A 19,162-nucleotide genomic window follows, 5' to 3' on the forward strand; every position below is an offset into this window, starting at 1 on the left:
CGAGGCGCACGTGCCCGAGGTGATCGGCGCCGCCCGGCCGGCCGTGGATGCGGCCACCACCGATCTCGACTTCGTCCGCCTCGACGCAGCCGCCTTCGCCGAGGCTCCCAAGATCTCGATCGACTACGCGGTGCTGGAGCGCACGACGCGCGCCGGCGTGCTGCCGGTGTCGTTCCCGTGGTCGGACCTCGGCACCTGGGACGCGGTCGGGCAGGTGCTCGACCGCGATGAGCAGGGCAACGCCTTGCGGGGCCGGGACGAGCTCGCCGGCACCTCGAACAGCCTGGGGCACAGCGAGGGCGAGGGGCTGACCACGGTGGTCGGCCTCGACGACGTGGTGGTGGTGGCGACCCCCGACGCCGTGCTGGTCGCCTCGAAGGCGCAGTCGGGCCGGGTCAAGGAACTGGTCGCCGGCCTGCGCAAGAAGGCCCACCCGGAGGCCGACGCGCACCGGCGGATGTACCGGCCCTGGGGCTGGTACCAGCGCATCGACATCGGCGAGCGCTTCCAGGTCAAGCGCATCATGGTGAAGGTCGGCGGACGGCTCTTGCTGCAGAAGCATTTCCACCGCGCCGAGCACTGGGTGGTCGTCAAGGGCACGGCCGAGGTCACGCTGAACGAGCAGATCATCCTCGTGCATGAGAACGAAGGGGTGTACCTGCCGATCGGCGCGCTGCACCGCCTGACCAACCCCGGCAAGATCCCGCTCGAGCTGATCGAGGTCCAGGTCGGCTCCTACACCGGCGAGGACGACATCGTCCGCGTCGAGGATGTCTACGGGCGGTAGCGATATCGCCGTACGTCTCGGCTGCGTGACGCCGCCAGCGGAGCGGCGACGACCGCACCACGCTCGCGATCGGGCTGCGAGCCCGTGCCACCCTTTCCGACCGCCCGTGTCGAACCACGCCGCATCACCAGCAACGAGCACGGTCTTATCTCCAAAAGAGCTACACGCTATTTGCCCGCTGGAGTGATCGGCTTGTTCCAAATAGACCGATACCCGCCCTGTCGTCCGACGATATTTGCGGACATCATTCTTTCACTTGTCGTCTTCGACGCCGCCGACGTGGCGTTGGCCTGGGTAACCTCACGAGAGGAGTCGGTACGATGCGCGTCGCCGTCATTGGATCAGGATATGTCGGTCTCGTCTCGGGCGCATGTTTCGCGGATTTCGGACACACCGTCGTCTGCGTCGATCGCGACGCCGACAAGATCTCCGCTCTGAGACGCGCCGTCCTGCCGATCTACGAGCCGCATCTGGACGGCATGGTCGCCAGCAATCTCGCGGACGAGCGCCTGAGCTTCTCGACGGATCTCGCGACGGCGGTGGCATCGGCCGAGGTGGTCTTCATCGCGGTCGGAACGCCGGCGCGCGCCAGGGACGGCCAAGCCGATCTGAGTTTCGTCTTCGATGCCGTCCGGGAAGTCGCCGTGGCGCTGAGCGGCTACGCCGTCATCGTGGTGAAGTCGACCGTGCCGGTCGGGACCGGCGACGAGGTCGAGCGCATCGTCCGGGAGCTGCGGCCGCAGCTCGATTTCGCCGTCGTCTCGAATCCGGAGTTCCTGCGGGAGGGGGCGGCGATCAACGATTTCAAGCGGCCGGACCGTATCGTCGTCGGCGCCGAAGACGAGCGCGCGCGGGCGGTGATGGAGGAGCTCTACCGGCCGCTGTTCCTCAACAAGGCTCCGATCCTGTTCATGGGCCGGCGCAGCTCGGAGATGACGAAGTACGCGGCCAATGCCTTCCTCGCCACGAAGATCGCCTTCATCAACGAGGTCGCGGACCTCTGCGAGCAGGCCGGCGCAGATGTCCAGGACGTCGCGCACGGCATCGGCCTCGACAAGAGGATCGGCGCCAAGTTCCTGCATGCCGGGCCCGGCTTCGGCGGCTCCTGCTTCCCGAAGGACACCCAGGCGATGATCGCCATGGCGCAGGCGCACGGGGCGCCCATGCGCATCGTCGAGACCGCGGCCGCCTCGAACGATCATCGCAAGCGCATCATCGCCCGAAAGGTCATCGCGGCCTGCAGCGGCGTGCGCGGGCGGACGATCGCGATCCTGGGGCTGACCTTCAAGCCGAATACCGACGACATGCGCGAATCGCCGGCGATCTCGATCATCACGGCGCTGCAGGATGCCGGCGCGCGGATCCGTGCCTACGATCCCGAAGGAATGGATCAGGCCCGCGCGATGATCGCCAACGTCTCGTACTGCCTCGACGCGTACGATTGCGTGGTCGATGCGGATGCCGTCGTGATCGTCACCGAATGGGACGTGTTCCGTGCGCTCGATCTCGATCGCCTCCGCGGCGCGATGGCCCGGCCCATCCTCGTCGACCTGCGGAACGTCTACGGCCCCGAGCGGGTCGAGAAGGCGGGCTTCCGCTACGTCGGCGTCGGGAAGGGCGATGCCGACGCCGGCAAGCCGGATCGCGTGGTCCCGCTGGCGCTTGCGGGGTGACGGCACGGCCCCGGTCGCGCGTCACGCGACCGGGGCGTCTCACGTCCGGTCGTTCCTCGTCGTGACCGAGCGGGCAACCATCCCTTCCGTTGTTCCGGCGCCCCGAGACGAGCCCGATTGTTCTTCCGAATTAACGGACCGGAGGCTGTGCGAACGGCGCAGCTACGCGGCCGTCAGTGCGATGGCCCGCTCGCGTTCTCGTCCGGAGCCGCTGCGCTGCGCACCATCGTCATGGCCTCGTTCCGTCGCCGCAGCTCGGTCGGCGACAGGCCGGTCCAGCGCCGAAACGCGACGACGACCGCGCTCGCCTCGCGATAACCCAGCAGCCACGCGATCTCCGTGATCGGCAAACCCTTGATCCGGATGTAGTAGTTGGCGAGCTCGGCCCGCAGCTCGTCCAGGACCCCGCTGAAGGTCTTGCCCTCCTCGCGAAGCCGGCGCGACAGCGTGCGGGTGCTCATCCCGAGGTCGCGCCCAATGTCGGCCATGGTCGCCGTCCGGTTCGAGAGCCTCGGCGCCATCGCCTTCTTGACGTCGGACCAGAGGAACTTCGGCTCCGCCTGCGCCGCCTCGGCCGCATGCTCGAACTGACGGACGAGCGACCCGTGGAGGTAGGGGTCGAAGCTCGGCAGGCGCGCATTCGCGATGTCGACCGCGAATGCGATCCGGTTCTCCGATGCGCCGAAGTCGACCGGTGCGGCGAACGAGGTCTCGGTGTCTTCGGCGGTCTCGGGATGGACGTGGACGAAGCTCACGCCGAGCGGCGTCGCCGGCGTGAACGACGTCACCAGTCGATAGAGCGAGAGCATCAGGAATTCCGAAAGATGCCGGCTGGGGGCCAAGCCGACGTCGAGGGGGCGCACGGCCACCGTGAGGGCGACGTCGGATTGGCGATACGAGGCGTCGAGCCCGGCATCCTGCGTGCGCACGTAGCGCTCGAAGCAGCTCAGCGCCTCGCCGACCGTTTCCGACGACGCCATCAGGTAGAAGAACAGGCCCAACCGGCGCAGCTCGTAATCCTGGGCGATGTGCAGGCCGAGCGACCGGTCCTGGAGCACGTCGGCCGCAGTATCGAGAAAGACGCCCTGCTTCTCGGCCGCGTCGCCGCGCACCGGCATGTCCGCATCCGCGCCGACGAGGCCGGCCTGACGAAGCAGCGGATCGGGCTCCAACCCGGCCAGGACGAGCCGTTCGACCGCGAGCGCGACGGCCGTGCTGCTCAGGGACGGATCTTGTGGCAGCGCTGCGCCGAGGTCCGTCATGCGACCGCTTCACGGATCGGGTTCACGAGAGGAACGAGAGCGGATGCAGCCGACGAAAAGTTCGTGGCCGGGATCGCTCGAGATCGCCGAGGCGCGACGTCGCAAATATCTGGCGCGAAAAGACAAGACAGCGAGTCCATGGCGGGCGTATCCAATGGTCAAGCCGGCTACATCGAGCGTCCGCGCAACCGCGAACGCAATACGGTTTCTCTCAGTATTGAGAGAAACTTAGACGTCGCTCGGCCTGCACGTCAACGAGAACCCTCAGCTGATCGGGAGCGCAATAGTGGCGTCACAGACCTTTGGGATTACTTCTACCAGCATGCCTGCAGGCGCCATCGTGGTGCCGGTCGGCGTGGACATCCAATCCGTCGTCGACTCCGCGCCTGCGGGATCGACCTTCTGGATCGAGGCCGGCGAGCATCGCATGCAGTCGGTCACGCCGAAGGACAACGACCACTTCATCGGTCAGGAAGGTGCGATTCTCAACGGTTCGCATCAGATCACGGATTTCACCAAGGAAGGCGCGAATTGGGTCGCGAGCGACCAGACCCAGGAGGGCATGCGTCTTTCGACCGACAAGGGCATTCCCGGTGCCGAGCGTGCGGGCTATCCCGAGACGTTCTTCATCGACGACAAACCGCTCTCGCCCGTCGATTCGCTCGGCAAGGTCGCGCCGGGCAAGTTCTACTTCGACTACGCCGCCGACAAGATCTACTTCCAGGACGATCCCGCCGGCCACAAGGTCGAGGCCGGCGTGAGCCCGTTCGCCTTCGCGGGCGGAGCCAAGGGCGTGACCGTCGAGAACCTGGTCATCGAGAAGTACGACCCGCCGGTGCAGCACGCGGCCGTGGGATGGGACCCGTCGGCCCAGGGATGGGTGGTCCAAAACAACGAGATCCGGCTGAACTACGCCCTCGGTGCCTACGTTGGAACGGACGGCAAGATCGTCGGCAACAACATCCACGACAACGGCCAGATGGGTCTCGGCGCGAATGGCACCGACATTCTCGTCCAAGGCAACGAGATCGGCCACAACGGATATTTCGCCGGCATCGATCCCGGCTTCGAGGGCGGCGGCAGCAAGTTCGCCCAGACGACCAACCTCCAGGTCTTGGGTAATTATGCCCACGACAACAACGGCTACGGCCTCTGGACCGATATCGACAATATCCACACACTCTACGACGGCAATACCGTCGTCAACAATCTCGCCGGCGGCATCAGCCACGAGATCAGCTACGACGCCACGATCCGCAACAACGTCGTGACGGGGAACGGCAGCCCGACGGCGCCCTGGCTGTGGGACGGTCAGATCCAGATCCAGAACTCGAAGAACGTCGAGGTCTACGGCAACCATGTCGACGCGACGACCGGCGGCAACGGAATCACCTTGATTCAGCAGGACCGCGGATCGGGCGCGTACGGCCCGCACACCACCACCGGCAACGCGGTCCATGACAACGTGATCGTCGACGGCACGCCGGGCGCCGGCGTCTCCGGCTCGGTCGCCGACTTCGACGAGGCCGGATTGCGCAACGGCGGAAACAGCTTCGCCAACAACGCGTACCACTACGCCGACCCCTCGGGGCAGCACTTCTCCTGGGTGAACACCGGCTACGATTTCAGCGGCTTCCAAACGACCGCCGGCGAGGATGCCGGTGCGACGATCTCGACGCAGATCCCGGTGGCGCAGACCGTGCCCGTCGGGTTCACGCCCGCCCCCGAGACGCCGGCACCAAGCGAGCCGGGATCCCAGACGCCTCCCGTCGCGGCCGACCCCGCCCTGCCCGCGACCACCGCCCCGGCGGCACCGGAGCATGCGGGATCCGCCGATCCGGCCTCGACGCCCGTCGTCTCCACCCCCGTCGCGACGGAGCCAGCGTCGCCGGCGACCGCGCAGCCGGCGGCTCCCGAGCAGACCGGCTCCACGGCTCCGGCGCCCGTGACCGCGCAGCCCGGCGCGGGGATCGGCGATGGGACGCCCCCCGTCCCGGCGGCCCCGGACGAAACATCCGCGACGGGGAGTGCGCCGCACACCGACCAGCACGACCCCGGTCGTGGCTTGGCGCACTGCCATGGGGGCACGGAGGCACGGGGCGGCGGCGCGACGCCGACGAGCCCCGTCTCGGCATCCAGCGACGCGCACCCGTCCTGGGCCGATCTGCTGGCCGACCATGGCGTCGACCCGTCCGTCGCCAGCGCCATCTCGGCTCGCCTGGACGGCCATGTCGATTGGCAGGCCGTGGCCGGCAACGCGCTGCAGCACTACGCCGGACTGGCCGAGCAGCACTGGGCGAATCACGCCGGGGCCGAGACCGCGACGCCGATCGACCACTTCCACCACGCCTCTGCGGGCGGCCATTGGGGCTGACGCCGTCGAGACGAACACGACGGGGGGCCGGTCATCGGATCGGCCCTCCCCGGCGACGCGCGCTGCATTTCCAGCGACCAAACGCCTGACCGCCCTCTCGCTCCGCTCGGGCAGAGGGGCACGGCGACGGGCGGCGCACAGCGCACCCGGCATCAGGATCGCTCCGATCCGCGGGGCGATGGCAGCTGACGCCGCCGGTCCCGCATACCCGAAATCCTCCTCCATCGACTGCAAGGACGGTGATGTGGTGTTCGTGAAACCGCAGCCTGCACATCCCCGCGCGGCGTCCCGGCTGCCGGCCGGGGGCTCCGAGATCGCCTCCGCGATCGTCGTTGCCCGCCGCGCCCTGGTCGGGCTTGCCGTGATCAGCGGCCTCGTGAACATCCTGTGCCTGACCGGATCGTTCTTCATGCTCGAGGTCTACGATCGGGTGATTCCGAGCCGCAGCATCGCGACGCTGGTGGGTCTGTGCCTGCTGGCGCTGACCCTGTTCGTGTTCCAGGGGGCCTTGGAGGTGTTGCGCGCGCGTGCGCTGGTTCGCGTCGGCGCCATGCTGGACGAGTCGCTCGGCGTCCGCGTCTTCGAGACCACCATCCGGGCGCCGCTGGTCGGGCGCATGCCCGACGACGGGCTGCTGCCGGTGCGCGATCTCGATGCCCTGCGCAGCTTCCTCAGCGGCCCGGCCCCGGGGGCATTGTTCGACCTCCCCTGGATGCCGCTCTACCTCCTGATCTGCTTCCTGTTCCATCCGCTGATCGGCCTCGCCGCCCTGTCGGGAGCCGGCGTGCTGGTGGCCCTGACCATCGTCACGGACCGCCTGATCCGGCGGCCGATGCAACGGGCGACGGAACACGCGGCCAGCCGCGGCAGCCTGGCCCAAGCCGGGCAGCGCAACGCCGAAGTGCTCGCCGCCATGGGCATGCGCGACACCTTCATCCGGCGCTGGTCCGGCGCCAACCGCCGCTTCCTCGACGCGCAGCAGGTCGTCGCCGACATCGCCACCGGCCTCGGCTCCGCATCCAAGGTCTTCCGGCTCGCGCTCCAATCCGGCGTGCTGGCGCTCGGCGCCTGCCTCGTCATCTCGGGCGAAGCCTCCTCGGGCATCATCATCGCGAGCTCGATCCTGGTTTCGCGGGCGCTGGCGCCGGCGGAACTGGCGATCGCGAACTGGCGCAGCTTCGTCGCGGCCCGGCAGAGCTGGCGCCGGCTCGACGTGCTCCTGACCGCTTTGCCCGTGATGCCGACGCCGCTGCAGCTGCCGGCGCCGCACCGGACCTTGAGCCTGCAGGCCGTCAGCGTCACGCCCCCTCAGATCCAGCGGCTGGTCCTGTCCGACATCAGCCTCGACCTGGAGGCGGGCACCTCGCTCGGCATCGTCGGGCCGAGCGCGTCCGGCAAGTCCTCGCTGGCGAGGGCGATCGTCGGCGTCTGGTCGCCGGTCAGGGGCAGCGTCCGCATCGATGGCGCCTCCCTCGACCAGTGGTCGAATTCGGCGCTCGGGCGCCACATCGGCTACCTGCCGCAGGAAGTCGAGCTCTTCGAGGGGACCATCGCCGAGAACATCGCCCGGTTCGACCCGAACGCGTCGGCGGACGCCGTGATCGAAGCGGCGCAGGCCGCCGGCTTCCACGACACCATCGTGCAGATGCCGGGCGGCTACGACGGCCCGATCGGCGAGCGCGGCGTCCGCCTGTCGGCGGGCCAGCGCCAGAGGGTCGGCCTGGCGCGGGCGCTCTACGGCAACCCGTTCCTCGTCGTGCTCGATGAGCCCAATGCCAATCTCGACGTGGCCGGCGAGACCGCGCTCGCGGCTGCATTGCACGGGGTTCGCGCGCGCGGCGGCATCTCGATCGTCGTCGCGCACCGTCCCAACGTGCTGGCGACCGTCGATCTCATTCTCGCTCTCGCGGACGGGCGCATCGCCGAGTTCGGTCCACGCGACGAGGTTCTCGGCCGGCTCCTTCGCCCGACCGCCGTCCCGACGACCGCTCCGCCGGCGAAGGTGCCCGCCCGGGCCGACGCGCCGAGGCCGGCCTTCGCCGCCGCACAGCAACGGTTCCGCGCATGATTCGGACTGTCCCAGGCCTAGCCCGCTCGCTCGAGCCGCGCCTTCGCCTCGCGCTGTCCCGTGCGCGCGCCGGCATCGGGACGGCGGCCGGACGCCTGCGCGCCCTGGCCGAGGTTTTCGTCCCGGCGCCGGGCGCCCATGGAAGCCCGAGCTACGATTCGCTGCTGCGTCAGCTGCGAGCCGCCGCGATCCTGTCCGGGATCCTCGTGTTCGGCATCGGTGGTTGGGCCTGCCTGACGTCGTTCTCGGGCGCGGTGATCGCGCCCGGGCAGGTCGTCGTCGAATCGGAGGTGAAGAAGGTCCAGCACCCGGTGGGCGGGGTCGTCGGCGCATTGAACGTCCGCGAGGGCGATCGCGTGCGATCCGGGCAGGTGCTGGTGCGCCTCGACGACACCCAGATCCGGGCCAACCTCGACATCGTCGTCAAGTCGCTCGACGAGACGACGGCGCGCCGTGCGCGCGACGAGGCGGAACAGCGCGGCGCCGACGGGCTGATCTTCCCGGCCGAGTTCCTCGAGCGCGCGAAGACCGACCCGACGGTGGCGAACCTGATCGCCGGAGAAACCGCCTTCTTCACCATCCGGCGCGCGACCCGCGGCGGCCAGAAAGCACAGCTCAACGAGCGGGTCGCCCAGCTCAACCACGAGATCACGGGCCTGAACGACCAGTCTCGGGCGAAGGAGGGTGAGATCGCGCTGATCCAGAACGAGCTTCGGGGATTGCGCGAGCTTCGCCAGAAGAACCTGATCCCCGTCTCGCGGGTGACGGCGCTGGAGCGCGAGGCGACCCGCCTCGACGGCGAGCGCGGCCAGCTCCTGGCGGCGATCGCGCAGGCGAAGGGCAAGATCAGCGAGACGGAGCTGCAGATCCTCCAGATCGACCAGGATATGCGCGCCGAGGTCGCAAAGGAACTCGCCGATATCCGTGCCAAGACCTCCGAGTACGTGGAAAAGCGAGTCGTCGCCGAGGACGCGCTGCGTCACATCGATCTGCGCGCGCCGCAGGACGGCATCGTCCACCAGATGAGCGTGCACACCATCGGCGGCCTCGTCACGCCGAGCGAGCCGGCGATGCTGATCGTGCCGCAAGCCGACGCGCTCGCCGTCGACGTGAAGATCCGCCCGGAGGACATCGACCACGTCCATGTCGGACAGCAGACCGTGCTCCGATTCACCGCCTTCGACCAGCGCACCACCCCCGAGATCAACGGCGTCGTCGACCGGCTTTCGCCCGATGTGACGAAGGACGCCAAGTCGGGCATGAACGTTTACACCGCCCGGATCGCGATCGGCGAAGAGGAGAGCAGGCGGCTCGGGAAGGCGAAGCTGCGCCCGGGCATGCCGGTCGAGAGCTTCATCAAGACGACGGAGCGCACCGTCATCTCCTTCCTGACGAAACCGCTCGCGGATCAGGTCGCCAAGGCTTGGCGCGAGAACTGAGCGCGCCCGGCCTAGGCTACGCGGATAGACCCATCGCCGGGCAGAAGAACCGGCGCGACCTGGCCGTGGCTGCCATTCGCCGCCCCTTCGAGATCGGAGGGCTCGCAGTCGGCGAGATGGTTGAGGGCCCAGATGGCGGCCTGGGTCCTGTTCTGAACGTGGGTCTTGCGAAGAATGGCCTTGACGTGAACCTTGACCGTGGCTTCGGCGATGTCGAGGTTTTGGGCGATGATTTTGTTGGACTCGCCCTGGACGAGGCATCGGAGAATGGCGAGTTCCCGAGAAGACAGATTGCAGTAGCGCGGCGCCTGCTCCGGCTTGCCGGGCTGATCGCCGTCCGGAAGAGGCGCATGAGCGGGCGTCGCCTCTCGACACTCGCCGGAACAGGCCGCGGACAGGGCGGCCGCGGGAAGCACGCGCTCTCCCAGCATCACCAGCTCGAGCGATCTGACGAAGGCGTCGGCGCCGATCGACCGCAACAGGACGCCGTCGGCGCCGGATTTCAGCAGGTCGACGCTCGCATCCGAATGATCGCCCTGGATCAGGCACACGATACGGCAATCCGGATACCGGGCCTTCAGCGCGCCGATGGTCGCGGTCGAGGGCGCGTCCACTCCCTCCATCGCCAGGATGGCCAGGCGCGGCGCCTTGTGCCCGGTCGAGGATGCCAGCAGAGCGGTGAGCGTGTCGGTCTTGGCGACGACCTGCAATCGCGTTCGAGCCAGGATGTGTTCCATCCCCTCTCGAAACAGGCTGTTCGGCTCGACCAGGGCCGTCTCGACGATCTCGTCCGTCCGACGGCGATTCACCGGCCGCGGCACGGAGGACCGCGCGCTTTTACGCTTCTCTACAGCCATGAGAGCCTGCCTAAGACAGTTTTGACATGTGACCGTCGAATATAATCAAATCGGTCCTTCTCCATATGTCTCAAAAGGCCAGCTTGGTCCTCCCAAAGTACTATGCGCCATGCAGCGCAGGCGGCGGCATCCGGATGCCGATGTCGATCCGTGTGCGATCCCGAGCACGTCCTGTGCCGAGCGTTCGATCCTGCGAATCGAGGAGGTTCGTAACTGTTGTCGAAACACTAGTTGGGGCGCCCGGGGCGACCATCATAAGTTACATTTCCGCCGCAAACGTTGTGCCCGATGCTCGGCCCTCGCTCTTCGGGGCATGCAAAAATTGCGACAACTGTTTTCTCATCCGCGATGTAGAGCCCTAATCGGATCTCGGTGGCTCCATTTTAGAATTGACTTATCCTCCAGGATTTCCATTCTCTTTCTTTATAGATGCCCGGTCTTTCAAATTCGCGAGGCGATGATGTCCGAAGGGCTACGACTCAGCCGAATCAGAGCGCCAGCAGCTGCGTCGGCACAGCGCAGGCTCAAGATCACCGACCAGCATCCAAGCCGGTCGATAGCGACGCTGATCATCGGACCGTCAGGATTTTACAGCGAAGGACTGCGTAGAATTCTCGAAGATCATCAATATCGGAACATCATTCAATTACCACACCTCGATTGCTCGAATCATCTGCAGGATACCAGCCCGAAGCTTATCATCTTCACGGATGCAGCACACGGCACCGAGCTGGCGGAGATCGTTTCGGCGTTGCGGTCCAGAAATTCGGCGGCGCGTATCGTCGTGCTAGTGGATGAGAACGATCCCGATCGCTATGCGGACGCGATGAGCATCCCGGCGCACGCCTTCCTGAGCGCCGGCATCAGCCCTTCCGCGTTGATCACGGCACTGGATGTCGTCTTCGGCGACGGTGGCGTCCTGTCGATCAACTTCGCCAAGTACTTGGCGTCGCGTCGCACGCCGTACGAGCCCAAGCCCCTGAAGGCGGCGCCGACGGAACAGCGCCTGTTCCTGTCCGGCAGGGAAGCGGACATTCTCAGATGCCTCACGGACGGCATCTCCAACAAGCACATCGCCCGGCAGTTCGGCATCGCGGAGTCGACGGTGAAGATTCACGTGAAGAGCATTCTGCGCAAGATCAACGTGCAGAACCGGACCCAGGCGGCGATCTGGGCCCTGGGCCACGCTTCCCGCCCCGAGCAGGCCGAACGGGTCGGTGCCAAGCCCGACCCGTCGCTCGCCGACGCTCACTGAGAGAGAAAGGCGCCCGCTTCAGCGGGCACCCGACCCGGCGATCATCGCCGGCACCGTGGCGAGCAGGATGTAGAAGTCGAGCCAGATCGACCAGTTGCGGATGTAGAACGTATCCTGGCTCTGCTGCACGGCCAGGTCGCCGTCACTGCGCGACGACACCTGCCAGAGCCCCGTGAGGCCCGGCGGGACGCTGCGCCGCAAAGCCTGGAAGCGGCGATCGAAACCGTCGGTGTGGTACGAAGGAAACGGCCGCGGCCCGACGAGGCTGAGCTCGCCCCGTATGACGTTCCAGAATTGCGGCAGCTCGTCGAGGCTCGCCCGCCGAATGAACTGGCCGATCCAGGGCAGGATCCTCGGATCGTGCCTCAGCTTGAAGAACCGCAGCCACTCGCTCTCGGCCTGCGGGTCGGCAGCGAGATGGTCCTTCAGTCGCTGCTCGGCATCGACGTACATGCTGCGAAGCTTGAGCACGCCGATCGGCCTGCCGTTTCGTCCGACCCGCTGCTGCACGTAGAAGGCGGGCCCCGGATCGGCCCACTTGATCAGCAGCGCGAGGAGAGCGACGACCGGTGCGATCAGAACGATGAGCGGCCAGGTCAGGACCAGATCCGCCAGGCGCTTCAGGCCGAGATTGCGCGGCCTGTAGAGATCCCGGCGGATCTCGAACCCGAAGGTGCTGCCGAGCAGCCTGGTCTGCATCCACAGGCTTTGGAGATCCTGCGATTGCTGGGCCACGACGACCCGCGGGAACGGCAGCGGGCCGGTTTGCGCCATGTCGCTCGCCGCGAAATCGGCGGAGGAGCAGAAGATCGCGACCTCGACGGACGATCGGTTCTGCACCTCCTCGATCGCGCCCAGGATCGGCAGGAGGGCGACGGCCTGCCCGGCCTGCGTCGCGTCGGTTCTCCGGGCGCCATCGACGAGGAAGCCGATCGGGTTGAAGCCGAGCTCCGGCTGCGCCAGCAGCGTCGTTGCCAAGCCGGTAGCGCACGCGTCGGTGCCGACGATCACGGTCCGCGCCCCCCAAACCCCCTTCCGGATCAGGAAGCCTCGGACGGCGACCTCCGCGTAGAAGCCCAGGGTGACCAGGAGCAGCGTCGTCACGGTCAGGCTCATCGCGGACCCTGCGGTGAGGCCGTATCCGCTCAGGAAGACCAGGGAACTCAGAGCCAGCGCGAGCACGCTGTAGGTCCGCAGGCGAAGGCGCTCGGCAGGGCTCGGGCCGTACCCGCCGTAGAGCCCCGACAGGGCGAAGATCGCGCAGGCGAGGATCGGGAGAACGATCACGTCCGAGATGCCGGCGGCATCGGCGAAGATGCTCTGCCGTGTCAGAAGCATGCCGCCGGCCACGGCCATGGCCGCCGCCGCGGCGTCCGCGGACACGAGAGCGAGCGCCACGCCGAGGCAGCGCGCCAGCGCGTCGGTCCTGCGCAGAGGTCGGCCGCTTCCCCGCAGCGTGACGAGGGGCGAGGCGGCGGCGGATTTGAGGTCGGACGTCGGGAGTGTCGTGGCCATTGAGCGCGATCTCGGTCTCGGAGAGGGGATCGACGGCAGCGCGACGAACCGGGCGGCTCGCCCGGTCCACGGCGCATGCCGATGCGGCGTGGCCGCGTGGGCATCGGGATCGATGCCCACGCGCGTTCCTCGCTACTCGGCGGCGACCGCCGGGATCGGGGCCTGCAGGCTGCTCTGAGCTTCGAGCTCGCCGGAGATCCAGCGGTAGGTCGGGACGAGCCCCTCCGCGAGGAGGATGCGAGGCTCCCAGCCGAGGACCTCCCGGAGCAGGCTGTTGTCGCTGTTGCGGCCGCGCACGCCCTGCGGGCGCGACGTGTCGTGACGCTTGGACAGCCGCTTCCCGGCGATCGACGAGACGAGATCGACGAGCCCGTCGACCGAGATCAGCTCGTCGGTTCCGAGATTGAGGGGCTTGTCGTAACCGGATCCCATGATCCGGTAGATGCCCTCGACACAATCGTCGACATGCATGAACGACCGGGTCTGGAGGCCGTCGCCCCAGATTTCGATCTCACCGCCGTCCTGGCTGAGCGCCACCTTGCGGCAGATCGCGGCCGGCGCCTTCTCGCGTCCGCCGTCATAGGTGCCGAGCGGTCCGTAGACGTTGTGGAAGCGGACAACGCGCGTCGCGAAACCATAGTCCTCGGTGAAATATTGGCACATCTTCTCCATGTACAGCTTCTCAAGCCCGTAGCCCTCCTCGGGATCGGCAGGAAACGCGTCGGCTTCCTTGAGCGGGGTCACATCGGGCTGAAGCTGCAGGTACTGCGGGTAGATGCAGGCCGACGACGAGAAGAGGAATCTTTCGACGCCGAAGTCACGAGCGGCGTCGATCATGCCGACGTTGATCTTGGTGTTGTTCAGCGTGATGCCCGCGTGGGACGAGGTGATGTAGCCGATGCCGCCCATGTCGGCGGCGAGGTGGTAGACGTCGTGGATGCCCTTGACCGCGGCTCGGCAGGCGTCGGGATCCCGCAAGTCGCGGACCTCGAATTCGTCGGCTTGCGACGTCTCGTATTCGGGCATCTTGATGTCGACGCCGCGAACCCAATAGCCCTTCGCTTTCAAGAACGTCACCAGATGGTGCCCGATGAATCCTCCGGCCCCGGTCACAAGCACGCGTCGGCTCGACATTGTCTCTTCTCCCAGCGAATGCAACGCCGAAGAGTATGTTTAACGATACGTCAACATCCATCTCTAACAGGTATTACTCCCTCTCGCCGTCCTGGAATGCTGGTACGGCAAGCGAAGATCCGCACCGCGTTGCTTGGCTTGCTATGGACGGTTTTCATGATTCATCGGGTCCGCGCGTCGCCGGACGACACCCGCGTGCGGCGACATCATCGCAGCATGGCTGCGGGCATGGTTCGGAAGTCCGAGGTGGACCAGGGCGCAGTAGCCAGGAGGGCTAGTACGAAGCGAACGCTTCTTGCTGCTTGGACGCTGCGATACAGTATCGGCAGGGAGTGTCGATCGCTCCCGTCGCGTGTCGCCGCTGCTCCGTCCGTGCTCGAGCTCCCAGCATGAACGGACGCGTTCCTGCCTGTCGATCATCATCGTCGTTCGAAGACATCACGACGCCGACCTCGGTTCGAGCCGCCCCGGACCTCGGTCGCGGGGGTCGTGACGCGGCATCGTGCCAGACCGTTCGACGGAGACGTCGAGCCGACAGGACGCCGGTCACCGCGTCCCGCACGGGTTCCAGCCATGCCGCCAGCATCCGATCCGTCCGCCTCCGCCGTCGGCGATACTTCAGCGCTTCACACCGGGCTTTCGAGGCAGACATGGCGATCGAGGATCGAGACGACCTGGATCAAGGCGCGCTCGACCGGTGCCGGATATCCTCTGATCGATCAGGCGATCGTCAGCTTGGGGACCTTCGTCCTCAACATCATGCTCGCGCGCCATCTTCCACCATCGGAGTATGGGCACGTTTCGATCCTGTTCGGCGTGCTGTTCCTGTTGCAGGTCGTGAACACGACGCTGGTCTTTTATCCGATGACCGTCAGATGCAGCGTCGCGCTCCCGGACAAGAGCAGGGCGCTGATCCATACGAGCTTGTTGATCCTCGTACCGCTCAGCATCCCGCTCTGCATCGGCCTCGCGGTCGTGAACCTCGCCAACGGACGTGCGGACCTGGCCCTGGCCGCCATCGCCTACTTCCTGTGCTGGCAGTTCCAGGAGTATTGCCGCCGCGCCCTGTTCGCCGAATTGCGGTTTCGAGACGCCATCCTCGGTGACGCGATCAGCTACCTCGGCCAAACCTTGGTGGTCGTATCGCTGTTCTGGTACGTCGAATCCCTGTCCATGTCCGCGATCTTCTGGGTGATGGCGCTGACGTCGGCCGTCGCGGCTTGCGTTCAGGCGCGCCAAGCGCGGTTGACCATGCCGAATGCAGCGGGGCTCGCCGGGACCTGGCAGGATTTCTGGCAGATCGGGCGGTATTCGCTCACCAGCAACGTGCTCGGCATCACGCGCTTTCAGATCTTGAGCTGGACGCTCGCCCTCGCCTACGGTGCCGGCTCGACGGCGTCGTATCAGGCGGCGCTCAACGTCCTGAACGTCGCAAACCCGGTCCTGTTCGCGCTGCTCAACCTGATCCCGCAACTCGCGGCGCGGGCGCACCTGTCCGGGAGATCCAGCGCCTGGAACGCGGCACGCAACTGCGCCCTCCTGGGTGCGCCCGTCATCTTCGCCTTGTACTGCAACGCGCTGATCGAGCCGCGGCTCATCCTGTCGGCGTTCTACGGTGCCGGCTCACCCTATCTCGACCTCACCGGCCCTGTGAGGGTGCTCGTCCTGGCGTTCATGGCGGGTTACGCGACCGAGGCGGTGTGCTCGTTCCTGCACGGGATCGATGCCCCGCGAACCGCTGTCGTGATCAACGGCATCGGCGTGGCGATATCGATCGTCGTCGGCCTCCCGCTGATCATCCTCTACGGCGTGATGGGTGCGGCCGCGGCGACGCTGATCTCGGCAATCGCGCGCCTGGTCGCCAGCCACATGATCCTGAAGAGGATGCTCCTCGAGGACCGTGTCGGACAGGTCATCTGACGAGACACGGGCCCCTGCCGAAGCCGGCCGAGCCGCCCCATGGGCGGTTGCGAACTTGACGCTTGCCGCGACCGGCACCGTGTCCGGCGCTCTTTGGCAACCCCGCCGCTCGCCGACGCGGTGTTGCATTGGTGCCGGCGGGGGACGCCCTTCCCGGCGGGACGCCTTCTCTCGTCCGCAGGCACCGCAGCAAGCGAGGATCGGCGCTTCCTATCCGTCGGCAAGGGTCAGACGGGGAGACGCTTCAGCTCAACGCCGTCCTCGTCGCGGATCACCAGCTCCCAGGTCTCGCTGGAAGGCGGCATCTCACCGCTCGCCCGCATCTCCTCGATCCCAGCCTCCGCCTGCTCGATCGCCTGATCGAGGCTGTCGGCTTCCACGCCGGCTTCGTCCCGGATCGCGATGTGGCTGCTCTCAAGATCGAAGCGAAAGCGTTGCGGCAAACCGACCTCCCGAGTTTCAAATTTTTTGGCCCCAGGCTCGTTACCGAGTCGTAAACAGCCGACTTTGCCGCGTTGCGCATCAGGACGGCTTAACCATGTCGCCATCCGCATTTGCACAAGCGCGCATCCGACAGCGGCCTACGTATTTTGATGAAATTTTTGCCCGCAAGTTAGCGTATCTATTGTTGCCTGCGCCGAACGGCTTAGGCCGTAGTCGTCGCGACCTGTCTCCATATGAGGACGTGAAAATCGTGCCCACTGAAGCCGCACCGCAGGATGGGCCTCGGTCAGAGGCCGACGACATCAGATGCAGACAGGTTCGAGAGCACGTTCGGGCCGTGCTTCGCAGGCTCGTTGAGTATCGCATTCGAACGGACCCGACCAAATAGGGAGAGACGGCTTCCGCGCGCGCCGGAGGCATGAATTCTGATTTGTCGAACGCGATGAGCTAGACAGAGGACCACTCTGGTACGACGCGCAATACTTACCGCAGAACGCGGAAGCGATGGAGTTGGGCTTTGGGAGTACCGCTCGACCGGATCGGCGGGCTTTTCCGGGCCGATCGAGAAGACCGGCCATGGCTCGCGGACCGGGGTACTCTGCCGAGGCGACGCGTCGACCTCGTCCGCCACGCAGGCGGGAAAGCACGGGTGGCCCTCACCGGGACGTGGGCGCCCGGCGCGACTCAGCGCGATCGGAAAGGGCTTCACATCGCCGATCGCGAGCGTGATCCGCTCGCGAACTCCTCCGGTCCCGACGTGACCCGGCAAACCTGAAGCGAGATCGCGCCCGGCGTCACAGTCGCGGTGACGCTCAACATCCCTCCCCGCCTCGAGCTTCGGCCTTTCGCATAGAGCGACCGCATGGCTCGAGCCCGAACAGCGGAACGCGGGAGGACGGCTCACACCGTGCTGTCCTGCACGCGCGAGGAGGTCGGTTTCCGTGATGGGGCAATGGCGGAAGCGTCGCCACACCGTCCGTCCGCATGCGTCGCCGAGCCACCCTTCGCCTTCGCCCGAGCTCATCCTCCGACCAGCCGAACCAAGCGGCTCCGTGCCATCCGCTCGCCCCGCCCTCGCCGCGCGACCACGAATGAGTTTTCAGCTTCCGAGTCTGTCGGGAACATCGATCGCGCAGACGGAACCGCTAGTTTGCCGATGCAACCGACGTCGAACATCCATGGGCGCCGAGCGTTGACGAGAAAATCTCAGGCGAAGGACCATCCACGATGGATGCAAGCAACATGAGACGCGCCCTATCGATCCTTTGCCTGACGCCGCTGTTCGGATCCGCGGTGAGCGCACAGCCGATCGATCAGCCTGTCGCGCGGCCCGCCCCGATCTACGCCTCGGCAGGCTGGCCGGAGCCGGGCATCATCGACCTGCGACCGCTGCAGCGTTCGTGCTGGAACGGCAGCCGATGGTACGGTCCCTACGGCTACATCTGCTATCGGACACGGACGACACGGCAGGGATTTCCTGTCGATGTCGCCCGAATCGGATACTGACGTTTCGGGCCGGAATCGGTTTCGGCCGCCCTCGTCTTCCTCGAGAGCGTGGTCGGTGGCCTCACCAACCGAACGGCGGGGGGGTCGGCCCGCGATAGGCTTGCGCCGGAAGGTCCGTCGACAGGGCGTCGCGTCGACTGGGGGGCGGTTGCGTCGCCGGGGCGCTCGAGGATGGGCGTGCCGGCGCAGGATCGGTGAGGTAGCGCGGCTGATCGAGCGCCTCGGATCCGGCAGCGCCCGGCCTCGGCACCACCGGGCGACCGGAATCGACAGCATAGTCCGCGGTGCCCCGATCCGGCGGGATGCTCACGAGGGTCCGGCTGCCATTGACGGTGACGAGCGGGCGGGCGACCGCGGGCGGCGTCATCGTGGCGACGGGGTCCGGCGTGCTGGAAACCTGCACCTTCTCCGGCGCCCGTGCTGGGCGTGCGCGTCGCGGCGCCCGGGCGAGCCGTTCGGGAAGAGCCGCGCCCAGGCGCAGGCGGGACAAGTCGCGGATCAGGGATTCGGACGAGCCGCGGCTGCAATGATGGACCCTGAGCGACGCGGAGATGCGGCCCGGCATCTCCGACGTGTCGCCCAATCCGATGCCGTGCAGGTCCTCGATCCATTGCCACGCGAACGCGCAGCGCCCGTTCAGCGCGACGCCCACCGGGCCATAGGCGTTGCGCGCCGGCTCACGCGACACGCGGTACGGCCCGTCGGGCAGCTGGGCGAGTTCGGCGGCGATTCCGAGCCGCGTCGGCTTGGCCATGCCGGAAATGCCCGAGCCGGCGGTCCCCAAGCTCAGGTCGGCCCGGCTGCTGCCATCGCGGCCGAAGACGATCTTCTGATGCAGGGCGCCACGGCCGCGGGACTCGTCGACGAGAACGGCCGACCCGGCATCGGGGAGCGACACGAGCGGCACGCGCTGGGGCGATCCTTCGCC

Annotated in this window: 14 protein-coding genes; 8 read left to right on the top strand and 6 right to left on the bottom strand. The window is 67.0% G+C overall.

The window, feature by feature from the left end; genetic code table 11:
* On the top strand, positions 1-787 hold a 787-nt coding region (locus tag MKK70_RS04265), incomplete at its 5' end, for a cupin domain-containing protein (protein WP_243945971.1).
* A gap of 320 nt (positions 788-1,107) precedes the next feature.
* Positions 1,108-2,460 (top strand): UDP-glucose dehydrogenase family protein, encoded by a 1,353-nt coding sequence (locus MKK70_RS04270; protein ID WP_147858475.1) that lies wholly within the window; start codon positions 1,108-1,110, stop codon positions 2,458-2,460.
* A gap of 173 nt (positions 2,461-2,633) precedes the next feature.
* Here MKK70_RS04270 and MKK70_RS04275 read toward each other — a convergent pair whose 3' ends face one another.
* On the bottom strand, positions 2,634-3,722 hold the full coding sequence (locus MKK70_RS04275) for an AraC family transcriptional regulator (RefSeq protein ID WP_147840778.1): 1,089 nt from the start codon (positions 3,720-3,722) through the stop codon (positions 2,634-2,636).
* A 322-nt stretch (positions 3,723-4,044) separates the two neighbouring features.
* Here MKK70_RS04275 and MKK70_RS04280 point away from each other — a divergent pair, with 322 nt between their 5' ends.
* The 3 genes from MKK70_RS04280 to MKK70_RS04290 all read left to right on the top strand — a co-directional run bounded on the left by MKK70_RS04280 (position 4,045) and on the right by MKK70_RS04290 (position 9,603).
* Positions 4,045-6,096, top strand: a complete 2,052-nt coding sequence (locus tag MKK70_RS04280) for a right-handed parallel beta-helix repeat-containing protein (protein WP_243945973.1) — start codon at positions 4,045-4,047, stop codon at positions 6,094-6,096.
* Positions 6,097-6,274: 178 nt separating this feature from the next.
* Positions 6,275-8,164: a type I secretion system permease/ATPase gene (locus MKK70_RS04285; protein ID WP_243945974.1), complete on the top strand. Its 1,890-nt coding sequence runs from the start codon at positions 6,275-6,277 to the stop codon at positions 8,162-8,164.
* Positions 8,161-9,603: an HlyD family type I secretion periplasmic adaptor subunit gene (locus tag MKK70_RS04290; RefSeq protein WP_243945976.1), complete on the top strand. Its 1,443-nt coding sequence runs from the start codon at positions 8,161-8,163 to the stop codon at positions 9,601-9,603. Before MKK70_RS04285 ends, MKK70_RS04290 begins: the two co-directional genes overlap by 4 nt.
* Before the next feature lie 11 nt (positions 9,604-9,614).
* Here MKK70_RS04290 and MKK70_RS04295 read toward each other — a convergent pair whose 3' ends face one another.
* The gene (locus MKK70_RS04295) at positions 9,615-10,460 is read right to left on the bottom strand and encodes a LuxR C-terminal-related transcriptional regulator (protein ID WP_147858479.1); all 846 of its coding nucleotides are present in this window, start codon (positions 10,458-10,460) and stop codon (positions 9,615-9,617) included.
* Between the two features lie 457 nt (positions 10,461-10,917).
* On the opposite strand from MKK70_RS04295, the gene MKK70_RS04300 reads away from it, so the two are divergent.
* Complete coding sequence (locus MKK70_RS04300; protein ID WP_210246700.1) at positions 10,918-11,715, top strand: response regulator transcription factor; 798 nt, start codon at positions 10,918-10,920, stop codon at positions 11,713-11,715.
* Between the two features lie 18 nt (positions 11,716-11,733).
* Here the strand turns inward: MKK70_RS04300 and MKK70_RS04305 are convergent, their stop codons facing one another.
* Positions 11,734-13,230 (bottom strand): exopolysaccharide biosynthesis polyprenyl glycosylphosphotransferase, encoded by a 1,497-nt coding sequence (locus MKK70_RS04305; protein ID WP_243945979.1) that lies wholly within the window; start codon positions 13,228-13,230, stop codon positions 11,734-11,736.
* A 132-nt stretch (positions 13,231-13,362) separates the two neighbouring features.
* A complete protein-coding gene (locus tag MKK70_RS04310) occupies positions 13,363-14,364 on the bottom strand; it encodes an NAD-dependent epimerase/dehydratase family protein (protein ID WP_147858481.1) in 1,002 nt (333 codons plus the stop codon).
* Between the two features lie 489 nt (positions 14,365-14,853).
* Between MKK70_RS04310 and MKK70_RS30795 the strand changes: the two genes are divergently transcribed.
* A complete protein-coding gene (locus tag MKK70_RS30795; protein ID WP_243945981.1) occupies positions 14,854-16,284 on the top strand; it encodes a lipopolysaccharide biosynthesis protein in 1,431 nt (476 codons plus the stop codon).
* Between the two features lie 227 nt (positions 16,285-16,511).
* On the opposite strand, the gene MKK70_RS04320 is transcribed toward MKK70_RS30795, so the two are convergent.
* Positions 16,512-16,838: a DUF6894 family protein gene (locus tag MKK70_RS04320; RefSeq protein WP_243938700.1), complete on the bottom strand. Its 327-nt coding sequence runs from the start codon at positions 16,836-16,838 to the stop codon at positions 16,512-16,514.
* A gap of 1,117 nt (positions 16,839-17,955) precedes the next feature.
* On the opposite strand from MKK70_RS04320, the gene MKK70_RS04325 reads away from it, so the two are divergent.
* Positions 17,956-18,234 carry a hypothetical protein gene (locus MKK70_RS04325; RefSeq protein WP_243945983.1) on the top strand — a complete coding sequence of 93 codons (279 nt, stop codon included), beginning with the start codon at positions 17,956-17,958 and terminating at the stop codon, positions 18,232-18,234.
* 61 nt (positions 18,235-18,295) lie between these two features.
* On the opposite strand, the gene bcsN is transcribed toward MKK70_RS04325, so the two are convergent.
* Positions 18,296-19,141 carry a cellulose biosynthesis protein BcsN gene (gene bcsN / locus MKK70_RS04330; protein WP_147858484.1) on the bottom strand — a complete coding sequence of 282 codons (846 nt, stop codon included), beginning with the start codon at positions 19,139-19,141 and terminating at the stop codon, positions 18,296-18,298.
* Between the last annotated feature and the right edge of the window lie 21 nt (positions 19,142-19,162).

The sequence above is a fragment of the Methylobacterium sp. E-041 genome, from assembly GCF_022829665.1.
GTDB lineage: Bacteria > Pseudomonadota > Alphaproteobacteria > Rhizobiales > Beijerinckiaceae > Methylobacterium.

What these genes read in the sequence shown, in the direction of transcription:
- MKK70_RS04325 (WP_243945983.1), top strand. Translation starts at nt 17,956, where the DNA reads ATGGATGCAAGCAACATGAGACGCGCCCTATCGATCCTTTGCCTGACG.
- MKK70_RS04310 (WP_147858481.1), bottom strand. Translation starts at nt 14,364, where the DNA reads ATGTCGAGCCGACGCGTGCTTGTGACCGGGGCCGGAGGATTCATCGGG.
- MKK70_RS04305 (WP_243945979.1), bottom strand. Translation starts at nt 13,230, where the DNA reads ATGGCCACGACACTCCCGACGTCCGACCTCAAATCCGCCGCCGCCTCG.
- MKK70_RS04320 (WP_243938700.1), bottom strand. Translation starts at nt 16,838, where the DNA reads ATGCGGATGGCGACATGGTTAAGCCGTCCTGATGCGCAACGCGGCAAA.
- MKK70_RS04295 (WP_147858479.1), bottom strand. Translation starts at nt 10,460, where the DNA reads ATGGCTGTAGAGAAGCGTAAAAGCGCGCGGTCCTCCGTGCCGCGGCCG.
- MKK70_RS04285 (WP_243945974.1), top strand. Translation starts at nt 6,275, where the DNA reads ATGGCAGCTGACGCCGCCGGTCCCGCATACCCGAAATCCTCCTCCATC.
- MKK70_RS04300 (WP_210246700.1), top strand. Translation starts at nt 10,918, where the DNA reads ATGATGTCCGAAGGGCTACGACTCAGCCGAATCAGAGCGCCAGCAGCT.
- MKK70_RS04270 (WP_147858475.1), top strand. Translation starts at nt 1,108, where the DNA reads ATGCGCGTCGCCGTCATTGGATCAGGATATGTCGGTCTCGTCTCGGGC.
- MKK70_RS04290 (WP_243945976.1), top strand. Translation starts at nt 8,161, where the DNA reads ATGATTCGGACTGTCCCAGGCCTAGCCCGCTCGCTCGAGCCGCGCCTT.
- MKK70_RS04280 (WP_243945973.1), top strand. Translation starts at nt 4,045, where the DNA reads ATGCCTGCAGGCGCCATCGTGGTGCCGGTCGGCGTGGACATCCAATCC.
- MKK70_RS04275 (WP_147840778.1), bottom strand. Translation starts at nt 3,722, where the DNA reads ATGACGGACCTCGGCGCAGCGCTGCCACAAGATCCGTCCCTGAGCAGC.